Origin of the sequence: Streptomyces triticisoli, assembly GCF_003270085.1 — a bacterium.
In the GTDB taxonomy this organism is placed as follows: Bacteria; Actinomycetota; Actinomycetes; order Streptomycetales; family Streptomycetaceae; genus Streptomyces; species Streptomyces triticisoli.
In genome coordinates, this window is the sequence record NZ_QFDQ01000035.1 from 1 (window position 1) to 14,349 (window position 14,349).

General features: G+C 72.2%; 13 protein-coding genes, 1 rRNA gene and 1 pseudogene. 12 read left to right on the top strand and 3 right to left on the bottom strand.

Annotated elements, in window-relative coordinates:
• The first annotated feature begins 55 nt into the window (after positions 1-55).
• Positions 56-172 (top strand): 5S ribosomal RNA (gene rrf, locus DEP02_RS07200).
• Positions 173-270: 98 nt separating this feature from the next.
• Here rrf and DEP02_RS35260 read toward each other — a convergent pair.
• Positions 271-963, bottom strand: a complete 693-nt coding sequence (locus DEP02_RS35260) for a hypothetical protein (RefSeq protein WP_198668331.1) — start codon at positions 961-963, stop codon at positions 271-273.
• A gap of 153 nt (positions 964-1,116) precedes the next feature.
• Here DEP02_RS35260 and DEP02_RS33880 point away from each other — a divergent pair, with 153 nt between their 5' ends.
• Positions 1,117-1,920 carry a tetratricopeptide repeat protein gene (locus tag DEP02_RS33880; RefSeq protein WP_198668330.1) on the top strand — a complete coding sequence of 268 codons (804 nt, stop codon included), beginning with the start codon at positions 1,117-1,119 and terminating at the stop codon, positions 1,918-1,920.
• Positions 1,921-1,932: 12 nt separating this feature from the next.
• Here DEP02_RS33880 and DEP02_RS07210 read toward each other — a convergent pair whose 3' ends face one another.
• Entirely contained in the window at positions 1,933-3,225 is a 1,293-nt protein-coding gene (locus DEP02_RS07210; RefSeq protein ID WP_112466505.1) for a DUF1015 domain-containing protein, read from the bottom strand.
• Positions 3,226-3,298: 73 nt separating this feature from the next.
• Here DEP02_RS07210 and DEP02_RS07215 point away from each other — a divergent pair, with 73 nt between their 5' ends.
• From DEP02_RS07215 to DEP02_RS07235, 5 genes are all read left to right on the top strand, one after another.
• Positions 3,299-4,327, top strand: a complete 1,029-nt coding sequence (locus DEP02_RS07215) for an HAD-IIA family hydrolase (protein WP_112466506.1) — start codon at positions 3,299-3,301, stop codon at positions 4,325-4,327.
• 130 nt (positions 4,328-4,457) lie between these two features.
• Entirely contained in the window at positions 4,458-6,851 is a 2,394-nt protein-coding gene (locus DEP02_RS07220; RefSeq protein WP_112466514.1) for an ATP-binding cassette domain-containing protein, read from the top strand.
• 63 nt (positions 6,852-6,914) lie between these two features.
• On the top strand, positions 6,915-7,955 hold the full coding sequence (locus tag DEP02_RS07225; protein WP_112466507.1) for a FecCD family ABC transporter permease: 1,041 nt from the start codon (positions 6,915-6,917) through the stop codon (positions 7,953-7,955).
• A complete protein-coding gene (locus DEP02_RS07230) occupies positions 7,952-9,016 on the top strand; it encodes a FecCD family ABC transporter permease (RefSeq protein WP_112466508.1) in 1,065 nt (354 codons plus the stop codon). The genes DEP02_RS07225 and DEP02_RS07230 overlap by 4 nt, the downstream gene beginning before the upstream one ends.
• The gene (locus DEP02_RS07235) at positions 9,013-9,888 is read left to right on the top strand and encodes an ABC transporter ATP-binding protein (protein WP_112466509.1); all 876 of its coding nucleotides are present in this window, start codon (positions 9,013-9,015) and stop codon (positions 9,886-9,888) included. The genes DEP02_RS07230 and DEP02_RS07235 overlap by 4 nt, the downstream gene beginning before the upstream one ends.
• On the opposite strand, the gene DEP02_RS07240 is transcribed toward DEP02_RS07235, so the two are convergent.
• Positions 9,872-10,219, bottom strand: coding sequence for a sterol-binding protein (locus DEP02_RS07240; RefSeq protein WP_112466510.1), 348 nt, complete (start codon positions 10,217-10,219; stop codon positions 9,872-9,874). The genes DEP02_RS07235 and DEP02_RS07240 overlap by 17 nt on opposite strands.
• A 42-nt stretch (positions 10,220-10,261) precedes the next feature.
• Between DEP02_RS07240 and DEP02_RS07245 the strand changes: the two genes are divergently transcribed.
• The 5 genes and pseudogenes from DEP02_RS07245 to DEP02_RS07265 form a co-directional block, all read left to right on the top strand.
• Positions 10,262-10,558, top strand: a complete 297-nt coding sequence (locus DEP02_RS07245; RefSeq protein ID WP_112466511.1) for a hypothetical protein — start codon at positions 10,262-10,264, stop codon at positions 10,556-10,558.
• Positions 10,559-10,616: 58 nt separating this feature from the next.
• Positions 10,617-11,432, top strand: a complete 816-nt coding sequence (locus DEP02_RS07250) for a TlyA family RNA methyltransferase (RefSeq protein WP_112466512.1) — start codon at positions 10,617-10,619, stop codon at positions 11,430-11,432.
• On the top strand, positions 11,429-12,334 hold the full coding sequence (locus DEP02_RS07255) for an NAD kinase (RefSeq protein WP_112466513.1): 906 nt from the start codon (positions 11,429-11,431) through the stop codon (positions 12,332-12,334). The genes DEP02_RS07250 and DEP02_RS07255 overlap by 4 nt, the downstream gene beginning before the upstream one ends.
• A gap of 79 nt (positions 12,335-12,413) precedes the next feature.
• A complete protein-coding gene (gene recN, locus DEP02_RS07260) occupies positions 12,414-14,147 on the top strand; it encodes a DNA repair protein RecN (RefSeq protein WP_112466515.1) in 1,734 nt (577 codons plus the stop codon).
• 4 nt (positions 14,148-14,151) lie between these two features.
• Positions 14,152-14,349, top strand: a pseudogene (locus DEP02_RS07265) (hypothetical protein); the annotation flags it as partial.

Genomic DNA, 14,349 nt, shown 5'->3' on the forward strand with positions numbered 1-14,349 from the left:
TTCGAGCAGGACGGACAATTGAAGAGTGTGCTTGTTCGCTCGAAACCATTAGGGTTTCGGTGGTCATAGCGTGAGGGAAACGCCCGGTCACATTCCGAACCCGGAAGCTAAGCTTCACCGCGCCGATGGTACTGCAGGGGGGACCCTGTGGGAGAGTAGGACGCCGCCGAACAATCTTTGGAGGACCCCTGGTCACCAGCGTTCAGCTGGGACCAGGGGTCCTTTTGTTTTCCCCACAGAAAAAAAATACAGAAGTACAGAAGACAGGAGTCACCGATGTCCACCAATTCTCCCGACGAGCGTCCGGAGCGCGACCAGCGCCGCCGGGACGGTGATGACCGCGGTGACCGTGGTGGCTACCGCGGAGGCCCGCGTCGTAGCAGCGACCGTGCCGGCTACGGCCACCGTGACGACCGTGGCGGTTTTCGTCGTGATGAGCGGCGTGATGGCGATCGTGGGGGTTACGGCCGCCGCGATGACCGCGATCGCGACCGTGACCGGGGATTCCGTCGTGAGGGCGACCGTCCCGCCTTCCGTCGTGACGACCGGCGTGACGACGACCGTGGCGGTTTCCGTCGTGAGGGTGACCGCCCCGCCTTCCGTCGTGACGACCGACGTGAGGGTGACCGCCCCGCCTTCCGTCGTGACGACCGGCGCGATGACGACCGCGGCTACGGCCGTCGTGACGACCGAGGCGGCTTCCGTCGTGACGACAGGTTCGAGCGTGGTGACCGTGGCGGTTTTCGTCGTGATGAGCGGCGTGATGGCGATCGTGGGGGTTACGGCCGCCGCGATGACCGCGAGCGCGACCGTGACCGGGGTTTCCGTCGTGAGGGCGACCGTCCCGCCTTCCGTCGTGACGACCGGCGTGACGACGACCGCCGCGACTTCCGTCGTGAGGGTGACCGCCCCGCCTACCGTCGCGACGACGACCGCGGAGGCTTCCGGGGCCGTGACGGCCACGGTGGACGTGGCCCCCGCCGTGACGACCGTGACGACCGTGGCGGGCGTCCCGGTGGGTTCCGTGGCCGCGACGACCGGCGCGGTGGTGGCCGTTTCCGCGACGAGCGGGACCGGGATCGGAACCGCGACCGTGACCAAGAGCCGATCAAGCGGCTGCCGATCCCGGAGGACGTCACCGGCGAGGAGATCGACAAGGACGTACGGCAGGAGCTGCAGAGCCTGCCGAAGACGCTCGCCGAGGACGTGGCCAAGAACCTGGTGATGGTCGCCCGGCTGATCGACGAGGACCCCGGGAAGGCCTACGGCTACTCCAAGGTGGCTCTGCGGCTGGCGTCCCGGGTCGCCGCCGTACGGGAGGCGGCCGGGTTCGCCGCGTACGCCCACCAGAAGTACGGTGAGGCGCTCGCCGAGTTCCGGGCCGCCCGCAGGATGACCGGCAACGTGGACCTGTGGCCCGTCATGGCCGACTGCGAGCGCGGACTCGGGCGGCCGGAGAAGGCGCTGGACATGGCCGGGGAGCCCGAGGTGCAGAAGCTGGACAAGGCCGGCCAGGTGGAGATGCGGCTCGTCGCGGCCGGCGCCCGGCGTGACATGGGGCAGCTGGACGCCGCCATCGTGACGCTGCAGAGCCCCGAGCTGGCCGCCAACTCCGTCCAGCCGTGGACCGCGCGGCTGCGGTACGCCTACGCCGACGCACTGCTCGCCGCCGACCGGGAGACCGAGGCTCGGGAGTGGTTCGCCAAGGCCGTGGAGGCCGACCGGGACGGCAGCACCGACGCCTCCGACCGGCTGGCCGAGCTGGACGGCGTGGAGTTCACCGACGCGCTCGACGAGACTGCGGAGACCGACGAGACCGACGAGACCGACGAGGTCGACGAGACCGACGAGGTCGACGAGGTCGACGAGGACAGTGAGGCCGGGCAGGACGGCAAGGGCAGGGAGGACGACAAGGACTGACGACCACCCCTGTCAGAGGTCCAGCGCCCTCAGCACCAGCCCCGAGGCCGGCTTCGGCCCGAACGACGTCGACTTTCGGGGCATGGTGACGCCCTGGCGGGCCAGGTCGCGGACGACCTCCTCGCGGACCGGATGCATCAGGACGGCCGTACTGCCGTCCCGTTCGGCCTTCTCCACGGTGGCGACCGTGTCGTGGATGTAGGCGATGTGGGCGGGGGAGTCCTCGGGGATGCGCCAGACGTGCTCGAGGAGCGTGGCGTGCAGGACCGTCGCGTCGAGGGTGCGCCAGGCGGTCGGATGCCCGGTGGGGACCGTGCGGGCCAGCAGGTCCGGGTCCGGGCGGTCCACGAGGTGGAAGGCGCCGTCCCCGGCGAGCAGAAAGGCGTTGCCCGCACAGGCCACGTCCGCGAGCGCCTGCAGGGCCTCCGTCAGGGGTTTCTCCAGGCGTCGTACGCGGAACGAACCCTCCAGCGCGGACAGCGCGTCGGAGACCGGCAGACCGTGCAGCAGGCGGTGGATCGCGCGGACCCGGAGCGGGTAGCGGGCCGTGTCGACGAGGAGCACCAGACCGTAGTCCCAGGCGCTGGGGGAGGGGTGCTCCGCGCGTAGACGCCGGTAGGTCGCCCAGCGGTGGTGGCCGTCGGCGATCAGGGCCTGGTACTGGGCCAGGTCCTCCTGGACACCGGCCAGGGCGGCGGGGTCGGTGATGGCCCACAGGCGGTGGCTGTAGCCGTCCTCGGTGGTCGTCGACAGCAGCGGAGGCTGCTCGGCGGTGCGTTCGATGGCGACGGTGGCGGCGGCCGTCGAGCCGTTGCCGCGGTAGGTGAGCAGCAGCGGTTCGAGGTTGGCACAGGTCGCGCGCATCAGGGCGGCACGGTCGGCGACGACGTGCGGCATCACGTCCTCGTGGGGCAGCACCACGCCCTCCGCGGGGTCCGACACACGCAGCGCGCCGATCAGTCCGCGTTGCAGCATCCCGCCGCCGTCGCTCTGCTCGTAGACGTACAGGCCCGGTTCGGGGTCGGCGGTCAGGACACCTTCGGACAGCCAGCGGCGCAGGGTGTCGGCGGCCTGTTCGTTACGGGCGCTGGGAGTGCCGGCCTGGGGCAGGATCAGGCGGACGATGTTGTGGGGGTCGGCGGACTCGAGGTGGTGCAGGCCGTCGGGGCGTACGACGACGTCGTACGGCGGGGATGTCACGGCGGCCAGGCTGCCGACCCGGTCGGGGTCGTAGCGGAGGCCTCGGAACGGGGTGAGTTCGAGGCCCCGGCGTGGTGTTGCCGGTGGGTGACCTGCAGTGTTCATCCCGGCATCGTACGTGTGTCAGTGGCATGGGGGATGATCGGGGGAAAGCCGGTGTCAGAGGAGCGGATGCGGAATGAGCCAGGGTGTCAGGACGAGGCCCGAGGGCAGTGCACAGGCCCTGAGCGAGGCGTACGACACGGCCCTGCTCGACCTGGACGGAGTGGTGTACGCGGGTGGGAACGCGATCGCGCACGCGGTCGACTCGCTCGCCACCGTCCGCACGGGCGGCATGCGTCTGGCGTACGTCACCAACAACGCACTGCGCACTCCGGACGCGGTGGCCGCGCACCTCACCGAGCTGGGCATACCGACTCAGGCGTCCGATGTGGTCACCTCCGCGCAGGCGGCGGCCCGGCTGATCGCCGATCAGGTGCCGCAGGGGGCGCGCGTGTTGGTGATCGGTGGTGAGGGGCTGCGGATGGCGCTGCGCGAGCGCGGCCTCGAGCCGGTCGAGTCGGCCGACGACGACCCGGCGGCGGTGGTACAGGGCTACGGCGGCCCCGAGATGCCGTGGGGGCGCCTGGCGGAGGCGTCCTACGCCGTCGCGCGCGGAGTGCCCTGGTTCGCCTCCAACACCGATCTGACGATTCCGAGCGCGCGCGGGATCGCGCCGGGCAACGGCGCGGCGGTGGAGGTGGTGCGGATCGCCACGGGGGCCCGGCCGCAGGTGGCGGGCAAGCCACTGCCGCCCATGCACCGCGAGACGATCCTGCGCACCGGCGCGAAGCGGCCCCTGGTGGTCGGGGACCGGCTGGACACGGACATCGAGGGCGCGTTCAACGGCGGTGTCGACTCGTTGCTGGTCCTGACCGGGGTGACGGACGGGGCACAGTTGCTCGCCGCGCCGCCTCAGCACCGGCCGACGTACGTCGACGCCGATCTGCGCGGACTGCTCACCGGGCAGCCCGGGATCACCCGGGAAGGTGACGGCTTCCGGTGCGGCGGGTGGACGGCGGCAGCGGGGGCGGAGCGGCTGGAGCTGACCGGCGACGGCGAGGCCCTGGACGGGCTGCGCGCGCTGTGCGCGGCGGCGTGGACGGCGGGCGGCGGGGGCGCGTGCGAGCTGGACGGGGAGAAGCCGCTGGCGCGACTGGGGCTGTGAATCCGAGACGAGCGTGCCCGTCGGAGGACGAGCAGACCCGTCGGAGGCCGAGCGGACTTGTCAGGAATGGAGAAGCGCCGGTGACCCGGCCGCGGCTAGCGTGACCGCCATGGAGACCAGGGGAGACACGATGAGCATGGCAACGACGACGGACGCGCAGTCGCCTGCGCCGCACGTTGCCGACAGCCACGATCTGATCCGCGTGCACGGGGCGCGCGAGAACAACCTCAAGGACGTCAGCGTAGAACTCCCCAAGCGCCGCCTGACCGTGTTCACCGGCGTGTCCGGCTCGGGCAAGAGCTCGCTGGTGTTCGACACGATCGCCGCCGAGTCGCAGCGGATGATCAACGAGACGTACAGCGCCTTCCTGCAGGGCTTCATGCCGACGCAGGCGCGGCCCGAGGTCGACGTACTCGACGGGCTGACCACCGCGATCACCGTCGACCAGCAGCGGATGGGTTCCGACCCGCGCTCCACGGTCGGCACCGCCACCGACGCCAACGCGATGCTGCGCATTCTCTTCAGCCGGCTGGGCAAGCCGTACTTCGGCCCGCCCGGCGCGTTCTCCTTCAACGTCGCCTCGGTCCAGGCGAGCGGCGGGTTCACGGTCGACCGCGGTGCCGAGAAGACCAAGACCGAGAAGGTGACGTTCAGCCGCACCGGCGGCATGTGCACGCACTGCGAGGGCCGGGGCACGGTCTCCGACATCGACCTCGCCCAGCTCTACGACGACTCCAAGTCGCTCTCGGAGGACCCGTTCACCATCCCCACCTACACCGGGGGCGGATGGGTGGTGCGGGTCATCGCCGAGTCGGGCTTCTTCGACCCGGACAAGCCGATCCGCGAGTACACCAAGAAGGAACGGCACGACTTCCTGTACCGCGAGCCGACCAAGGTGAAGGTCAACGGCGTCAACCTCACCTACGAGGGGCTGATCCCGAAGATCCAGAAGTCCTTCCTCTCCAAGGACCGGGAGGCGATGCAGCCGCACATCCGCGCGTTCGTGGACCGGGCGGTCACCTTCGCCACCTGTCCCGGGTGCGACGGCACCCGGCTCACCGCGGGGGCGCGGTCGTCGAAGATCAAGGAGATCAGCATCGCCGACGCCTGCGCGATGGAGATCAGGGACCTGGCCGAGTGGGTCCGCGGCCTCGACGATCCCTCGGTGGCGCCGCTGCTCACCGCGCTCCAGCACACCCTCGACTCGTTCGTGGAGATCGGTCTCGGCTACCTCTCGCTCGACCGGCCGTCGGGCACGCTGTCGGGCGGTGAGGCGCAGCGCGTCAAGATGATCCGCCACCTCGGCTCCTCGCTCACCGACGTCACCTACGTGTTCGACGAGCCCACCATCGGCCTCCACCCGCACGACATCCAGCGGATGAACAACCTGCTGCTGCGGCTGCGGGACAAGGGCAACACGGTGCTGGTGGTGGAGCACAAGCCGGAGACGATCGCGATCGCCGACCACGTCGTCGACCTCGGACCCGGCGCCGGTACGGCGGGCGGCACCGTCTGCTTCGAGGGCACCGTCGAGGGGCTCCGGGCCGGTGACACGATCACCGGCCGCCATCTCGACGACCGGGCCTCCGTCAAGGAGACGGTCCGCAAACCCACCGGCACGCTCGCGATCCGCGGCGCGACGGCGAACAACCTGCGGAACGTCGACGTCGACATCCCCCTCGGCGTGCTCACCGTCGTCACCGGCGTGGCGGGCTCCGGCAAGAGCTCGCTGGTGCACGGGTCGGTCCCCGCCGACGAGGGTGTGATCGCGGTCGACCAGACCCCGATCCGCGGATCCCGGCGCAGCAACCCGGCGACGTACACCGGGCTGCTCGACCCGATCCGCAAGGCGTTCGCCAAGGCCAACGGCGTGAAGCCGGCGCTGTTCAGCGCCAACTCCGAGGGCGCCTGCCCCACCTGCAACGGCGCCGGGGTCATCTACACCGACCTGGGGATGATGGCCGGTGTCTCCACCACCTGTGAGGACTGCGAGGGCAAGCGGTTCCAGGCCGCCGTGCTGGAGTACCGCCTCGGCGGGCGCGACATCAGCGAGGTGCTCGCGATGCCGGTGACCGAGGCCGAGGAGTTCTTCGGCGCCGGCGAGGCGCGCACCCCGGCGGCCCACAAGATCCTGCAGAGGCTGGCCGACGTCGGGCTCGGTTACCTCACCCTGGGTCAGCCGCTCACCACGCTGTCCGGCGGCGAGCGGCAGCGGCTGAAGCTGGCCACCCACATGGCGGAGAAGGGTGGCGTCTACGTCCTCGACGAGCCGACCACCGGTCTGCACCTCGCCGATGTCGAGCAGCTGCTGGGCCTGCTGGACCGGCTCGTCGACTCCGGCAAGTCGGTCATCGTCATCGAGCACCACCAGGCCGTCATGGCGCACGCCGACTGGATCATCGATCTGGGCCCCGGCGCCGGCCACGACGGCGGCCGGATCGTCTTCGAGGGCACGCCCGCCGACCTCGTCGCCGCCCGCTCCACCCTCACCGGTGAGCACCTGGCGGCCTACGTCGGCAGCTGACCGCGGACGACCGGGGCCTGACGCACTGTCGAGTGTTCGGGGAGGGTAGGCTAACCTAACTTCGTGTTGGTCGACAGTCCTCCAGAAGAGCGCATGGCCGCCGCCGCGCCCCCGAGGCGCGCGGCGGTGCGCTCGCTCGGGCTCCTCGTCTCCGCCGTGATCCTGGTGCTCGTCGCTTTGGCGAGCATCGCGATCGGAGCGAAGGAGCTGTCCCTGGCGCAGGTCTGGCACGGCCTGTTCCAGGACTCGGGGACGTACGGCGACGTCGTGGTCGGCGAGCGGCTGTCCCGTACGGTCCTCGGCCTGCTCGCCGGAGCCGCGCTCGGGCTGGCCGGGGCCGTACTGCAGGCGCTGACCCGCAATCCGCTGGCCGACCCGGGCATCCTCGGCATCAACGCGGGCGCGTCCGCCGCCGTCGTCACCGCCATCACGTTCCTCGGCGTGACCAGCCTGAGCGGCTACGTCTGGTTCGCCTTCCTCGGCGCCGCCGCCGTGGGCGCGCTGGTGTGGTTCCTCGGCGGCAGCCGGGGTGCCACGCCCGTCCGGCTCGCCCTCGCCGGCACCGCGATCGGCGCCGCGCTCCACGGCTACCTCCAGGCCGTGATGATCATGGACGGTGCGGCGCTGGGCAGGATGCGCTTCTGGACCGTGGGCTCGCTCGCCTCCGCCACCGACGCGATCATCGTCCAAGTGCTGCCGTTCTTCGCGGTCGGCACGGTGGTCGCCCTGCTGCTGGCCCGGCCGCTCAACGCCATGGCGATGGGCGACGACACCGCCCGCGCCCTCGGCGCCCACCTCAACCGCACCCGGGCGCTCGCCATGCTCGCCGCGACCGTGCTGTGCGGGGCGGCGACCGCCGCCTGCGGGCCGATCATGTTCGTCGGGCTGATGATCCCGCACGTAGTGCGCTCCTTCACCGGGCCCGACCTGCGCTGGATCCTGCCCTACGCCACCCTCCTGTCGCCCGTGCTGCTGCTCGGCGCCGACGTCGTGGGCCGGATCGTCGCCCGGCCCGCCGAGCTCCAGGTGGGGATCGTCACCGCGATCATCGGCGGCCCGGTGTTCATCCTGCTCGTACGGCGGCGGAGGACGACCCAGCTGTGAAGACCACCGGCACTCCCCGCACCGCGCGGGCGGCACGGGCCGTCCGCACCCAGGGCGGGCTGTCCCTCCGCCTCGACGTGCGCACCTGTACGGTCGTCGGCCTGCTGCTCGCCGCCGCGCTCGCCGCGAGCATCGTGCTCATCGGCACCGGCGACTTCCCGATACCCGCCGCCGACGTCCTCAGGACGCTCGTCGGCCGGGGCGACCAGGGGCAGGAGTTCATCGTCCGCGAACTGCGGCTGCCCCGCGTCCTCGTCGGGCTGCTGGTCGGCGCCTGTCTCGGGCTCGGCGGCGCCCTGTTCCAGTCCCTCTCCCGCAACCCGCTGGGCAGCCCGGACGTGCTCGGCCTCTCCCAGGGCGCGACGGCCGGCGCGCTCGTCGTCATCGTCCTGCTCTCGGGCAGCGCCACCACCGTCACCCTCGGGGCGCTCGCGGGCGGTCTGGCGACCGGCCTCGGCATCCACCTGCTCGCCTGGAAGCAGGGTGTGCACGGCTACCGGCTGGTCCTGGTCGGCATCGGCGTCAACGCGGTCGCCACCGCGGTCAACGGCTATCTGATCACCAAGGCCGACTTCGTGGACGCCTCCCGCGCGGTGGTCTGGATGACCGGCTCCCTGGGCGGCCGCGACTGGACCCAGGTCCAGCCGCTGCTCGCCCTGTGCGCCGTACTCGTCCCGCTCGTCCTCGCCCATGCGCGGGGACTGCGGATGCTGGAGATGGGAGACGACATCTCCCACGCCCTCGGGGTGCGCGTCGAACGCGTACGGCTGCTGCTGATGGGCTCCGCCGTGCTGCTGGTCGCCGCCGCCACCGCCGCCGCCGGCCCCGTGAGCTTCGTCGCCCTGACCGCGCCCCAGCTCGCCCGCCGCCTCACCCGCGCTCCCGGCCCCAACCTGGTGCCCTCCCTGTGCATGGGCGCCGCCCTGCTGGTCACCGCCGACTGGGCCTCGCAGCGCGCCTTCGGCGCCGACCAGCTGCCCGTCGGCGTGGTCACCGGGGTACTCGGCGGCATCTACCTGCTGTGGCTGCTGGTCACCGAGCGCAGGGCCGGCCGGATATGAGCGCCCGCAGCACCGCAGCGAACAACCGAAGGAGCACCGTGAACCGCCTGACCGCCGACGACGTCACTCTCGCCTACGACCACCGGGTCATCGCCGAGCAGCTGTCGGTGGAGATCCCCGACCACTCCTTCACGGTGATCGTCGGCCCGAACGCGTGCGGCAAGTCCACACTGCTGCGGGCGCTGTCACGGATGCTCAAGCCGAGCCGGGGCCGGGTGCTGCTCGACGGGCAGGTCATCCAGTCGATGCCCGCCAAGAAGGTCGCCCGCACCCTCGGGCTGCTGCCGCAGTCCTCGGTCGCGCCCGACGGGATCACCGTCGGCGACCTGGTCGGCCGGGGCCGCTACCCGCACCAGGGCATCCTGCGCCAGTGGTCGGCCGAGGACGAGCGGGTCGTCCAGGAGTCCATGGAGCGGACCCGGGTCGCCGAACTCGCCGACCGCTGTGTCGACGAGCTGTCGGGCGGCCAGCGCCAGCGCGTGTGGATCGCCATGGCCCTGGCCCAGCAGACGCCGCTGCTGCTGCTCGACGAGCCGACCACGTACCTGGACATCCAGCACCAGATCGACGTCCTCGACCTGTGTGCCGAACTGCACGAGGCACAGGGCCGCACCCTCGTGGCCGTGCTGCACGACCTCAACCACGCCGCCCGCTACGCCACCCACCTGATCGCCCTGCGCGGCGGGAAGGTCATCGCGCAGGGCGCGCCGAACGACATCGTCACCGCCGAGCTGGTGGAGGAGGTCTTCGGGCTGCGCTGCCAGGTCATCGAGGACCCGGAGACCGGCACACCGCTGGTGGTGCCGGCCGCGCGCACGGCACGCGTGCGCGTGGGGGCCACAGAACGCGTGGGGGCTACAGAAGCTTCCTGAGCCGGAACAGGTCCAGCAGGCTCGCCTCCAGCCTCACCCGGCCCGACCCCCACGCCTTGGCGAAGTGCAGTTCCCCGCCGACCAGCGCGACCAGGTCGTCGCCGGCCATGGCGAGCCTTATCTGGGCCCTCTCGGGCGGCGGGCCCTGGACGGTGTCCCGCACCTCGATCCGGCCGCCCGTGAGGCGCCCCACGAAGGTGACGTCGAGGTCCTTGAGGTGACAGCTCACCGAGCGGTCCAGAGCCGCCGCCTCGCGGACGTTCCCCTCGGCGTCCGCCATGTTGTCCGAGAGCTTCTCGAGTGCGCTGCGGCACTCCTCGATCGTGGCCATCGCGACCGACGGTACCCCAGGGCTTCGCGGTAGCGTCTGGGCATGAGCGACTCTGTGACCGGGACGGAGGCCGGGGAGGAAGCAGTGGCCGCGGAGGAGAACGCCGCGGACGCCGGGTACGACCCCGCCGCCCCCGCGCCCCTGGAGGTTCCCCGTACTCCCACCGGCAACGACGGGGTCGACACGGCCCTGGAGCGGCTCGGCGACGCCGACCGCCTCACCACGGACGGGCACCTCCAGGTGTACGAGGATGTACACAGGGAACTGCGCGACGCGCTCACCGCGCTCGACGCCCGCCCGGGACCGCCCGCGCCCCAGCCGCCGTACACACCGTCGTAGCAGTCGTCGTATCAACAGCCGTACCAACCGCCGTACCGACACAGGAGCTGAACCGAACGTGGCAGGAGTCGCACGCCGCCGTCTGGACGCGGAGCTGGTCCGCCGCAAGCTCGCGCGCTCGCGTGAGCACGCCGGCCAGCTGATCGCCGCCGGACGGGTCACCGTCGGCAAGACCGTCGCGACCAAGCCCGCCACGCAGGTGGAGACCGCCGCCGCCATCGTCGTCGCCGCCGACGACGGCGACCCCGACTACGTCTCCCGGGGCGGCCACAAGCTCGCCGGCGCGCTCAAGGCCTTCACACCGCTCGGGCTCGTCGTCGAGGGGCGGCGGGCACTGGACGCCGGAGCCTCCACCGGAGGCTTCACCGACGTGCTGCTGCGCGCGGGCGCCACCCACGTCGTCGCCGTCGACGTCGGATACGGACAACTCGCCTGGACTCTCCGACAGGATGAACGCGTCACCGTCAAGGACCGTACGAACGTACGCGAGTTGACGCTCGAAGCGATCGGTGGGGAGCCTGTGGATCTTGTCGTCGGAGATCTGTCCTTCATCCCGCTCGGCCTGGTGCTGCCCGCCCTGGTGCGGTGCGTGAAACCGGACGCCGACCTGGTGATGATGGTCAAGCCGCAGTTCGAGGTGGGGAAGGAACGGCTGGGCAGCGGGGGCGTCGTACGGAGTCCGCAGCTGCGGGCGGAAGCCGTGCGGGGCGTGGCCGGCAAGGCGTGGGAACTGGGACTCGGAGTGCGGGGTGTCACCGCGAGTCCGCTGCCCGGGCCGTCCGGGAACGTCGAATACTTTCTGTGGCTGCGTGCCGGGGCGCCCGCCCCGGACCCGGCCGACGTTGACCGTGCAGTGGCGGAGGGGCCGCGTTGACACAGACCCGAGCACGAACCGTTTTCCTGCTGGCCCACACCGGACGGCCGGCCGCCATCCGCAGCGCCGAACTCGTGGTCAAGGGGCTGCTGCGCTCCGGGATCGGCGTACGCGCCCTGGAGGCCGAGGCGCGCGACCTGCCGCTGCCGGACGAGGTCGACCTGGTCAAGGAGGCCACCCCCCAGTCCCTGGACGGGTGCGAACTGCTCATCGTGCTCGGCGGTGACGGCACGCTGCTGCGCGGCGCGGAGTTCGGCCGGGCCTCCGGGGTGCCGATGCTCGGGGTGAACCTCGGCCGGGTCGGGTTCCTCGCCGAGGCCGAGCGGGACGACCTGGACAAGGTCGTCGACCGGGTGGTCGGCAAGGCGTACGAGGTCGAGGAGCGCATGACCGTCGACGTGGTCGTGCACCGCAACGGCGACATCGTGCACACCGACTGGGCACTGAACGAGGCGGCCGTGCAGAAGGTGTCCGCCGAGCGGATGCTGGAGGTCGTGCTCGAGATCGACGGACGGCCGGTGACGGGGTTCGGCTGCGACGGCATCGTGTGCGCCACCCCCACCGGGTCGACCGCGTACGCCTTCTCCGCCGGGGGGCCCGTGGTGTGGCCGGAGGTGGAGGCGCTGCTGATGGTGCCGATCTCCGCGCACGCGCTGTTCGCCAAGCCGCTGGTGACGTCTCCGGACTCCGTCCTGGCCGTGGAGGTGCTGCCGCACGTCCCTCCGGGAGTGCTGTGGTGCGACGGGCGGCGGACGGTGGAGCTGCCCGCGGGAGCGCGGGTGGAGGTGCGGCGGGGAGCTGTGCCGGTGCGGCTGGCCCGGCTGCACCACGCGTCGTTCACCGACCGGCTGGTCGCGAAGTTCGCGCTGCCGGTGTCCGGGTGGCGCGGGGCGCCGCATTAGCGCCTCCAAGGGGTGACATGGGTGGCCTACGTGCGCTCTCCGCCCTCGACCTCGTAAGGTCAAGGACGTGTTGGAGGAGATGCGTATACGGTCGCTCGGGGTCATCGACGACGCCGTTGTCGAGCTGTCGCCCGGATTCACCGCCGTCACGGGGGAGACGGGGGCCGGCAAGACCATGGTGGTCACCAGCCTGGGGCTGCTGCTGGGCGGGCGTGCGGATCCGGCGCTGGTGCGGATCGGGGCGGACAGGGCGGTCGTGGAGGGACGGGTCGCCGTGCCCGCGGACGCCTCCGTCGCCGTACGGGCCGAGGAAGCCGGCGCCGAACTCGACGAGGGGGCGCTGCTGATCAGCCGTACCGTTTCCGCCGAAGGGCGCTCGCGGGCGCACCTGGGTGGACGGAGCGTGCCCGTGGGGCTGCTCGCCGAGCTCGCCGACGACCTGGTGGCCGTGCACGGGCAGACCGACCAGCAGGGGCTGCTGAAGCTGTCCCGGCAGCGGCAGGCCCTCGACCGGTACGCGGGCGACACGGTCGCCGTGCCGCTGACGAAGTACGCCGGGGCCTACCGGCGGCTGCGGGCCGTCTCCGCCGAACTGGAGGAGATCACCACGCGCGCGCGTGAGCGGGCCCAGGAGGCCGACATGCTGCGCTACGGCCTCGACGAGATCGCGGCGACCGAGCCGCGCGCCGGGGAGGACGTGGAGCTGGCCGAGGAGGCGGAGCGGCTGGGGCACGCCGAGGCGCTGTCGTCCGCCGCGACGGCCGCACACGCCGCTCTCGCGGCCAGTCCGGAGGACCCCGAGGCCATCGACGCGGCCACCCTCGTCGCGGGCGCCCGGCGGGCCCTGGAGGCCGTGCGGTCGCACGATCCGGCGCTGGCTGCGCTCGCCGACCGCATCGGCGAGATCGGCATTCTGCTCGGTGACGTGGCCGGGGAGCTGGCGGGGTACGCCGACAACCTGGACGCCGACCCGCTGCGGCTGGCGGCGGTGGAGGAGCGGCGGGCCGCGCTCGGCTCGCTGACCCGCAAGTACGGCGAGGACGTGAGCGCCGTGCTCGCCTGGGCCGAGCACAGTGCCGCCCGGCTCACCGAGCTGGACTCCGACGACGAGCGGATCGGCGAGCTGACCGCCGAACGGGACGCGCTGCGCACCGAACTGGGCGGGCTCGCCCAGGCGCTGACGGACGCCCGGACGGAGGCCGCGGAGCGGTTCGCCGCCGCCGTGACCGCCGAGCTGGCCTCGCTGGCCATGCCGCACGCGCGCGTGTCGTTCGCCATCCGGCAGACCGAGGACCCCGAGGGCGTCGAGGTCGGCGGACGTACGGTCGCCTATGGGCCGGCCGGCGCCGACGAGGTCGAACTGCTGCTCGCCCCGCACCCGGGCGCGCCGCCCCGGCCGATCGCCAAGGGGGCCTCCGGCGGTGAGCTGTCGCGGGTGATGCTGGCCGTCGAGGTGGTCTTCGCGGGAACGGACCCGGTGCCGACGTACCTGTTCGACGAGGTCGACGCGGGCGTCGGCGGCAAGGCGGCGGTGGAGATCGGGCGGCGTCTGGCCCGGCTGGCGAAGACCGCCCAGGTCGTCGTCGTGACCCACCTGCCCCAGGTCGCCGCCTTCGCCGACCGCCAGCTGCTGGTCGAGAAGACCAGCGACGGCTCGGTGACCCGCTCCGGTGTGAAGGTGCTCGAGGGCGAGGACCGCGTCCGGGAGCTGTCCCGCATGCTCGCCGGGCAGGAGAACTCCGAGACGGCCCGGGCCCACGCCGAGGAACTTCTCGCCACGGCCCGGGCGGACGGCCGGCGCGTCGTAGGGTGACGGGATGATCTCCCGTATCGCCACCTCCTTCGCGCTGGCCGCCGGTCTTGCCCGGGCCGGGACCGCCGGGCTCCGTGCCGCCGCGCCCGGTGGGCGCGGGCGCTGGGAACGGACGAACCACGCGGGGCGGACCGTCGGACTGTACGCCGGGCCCGCGACGGCCGCGGCAGTCGCCGCGGCGGTCGGGCGGGTGCGGCCCGCG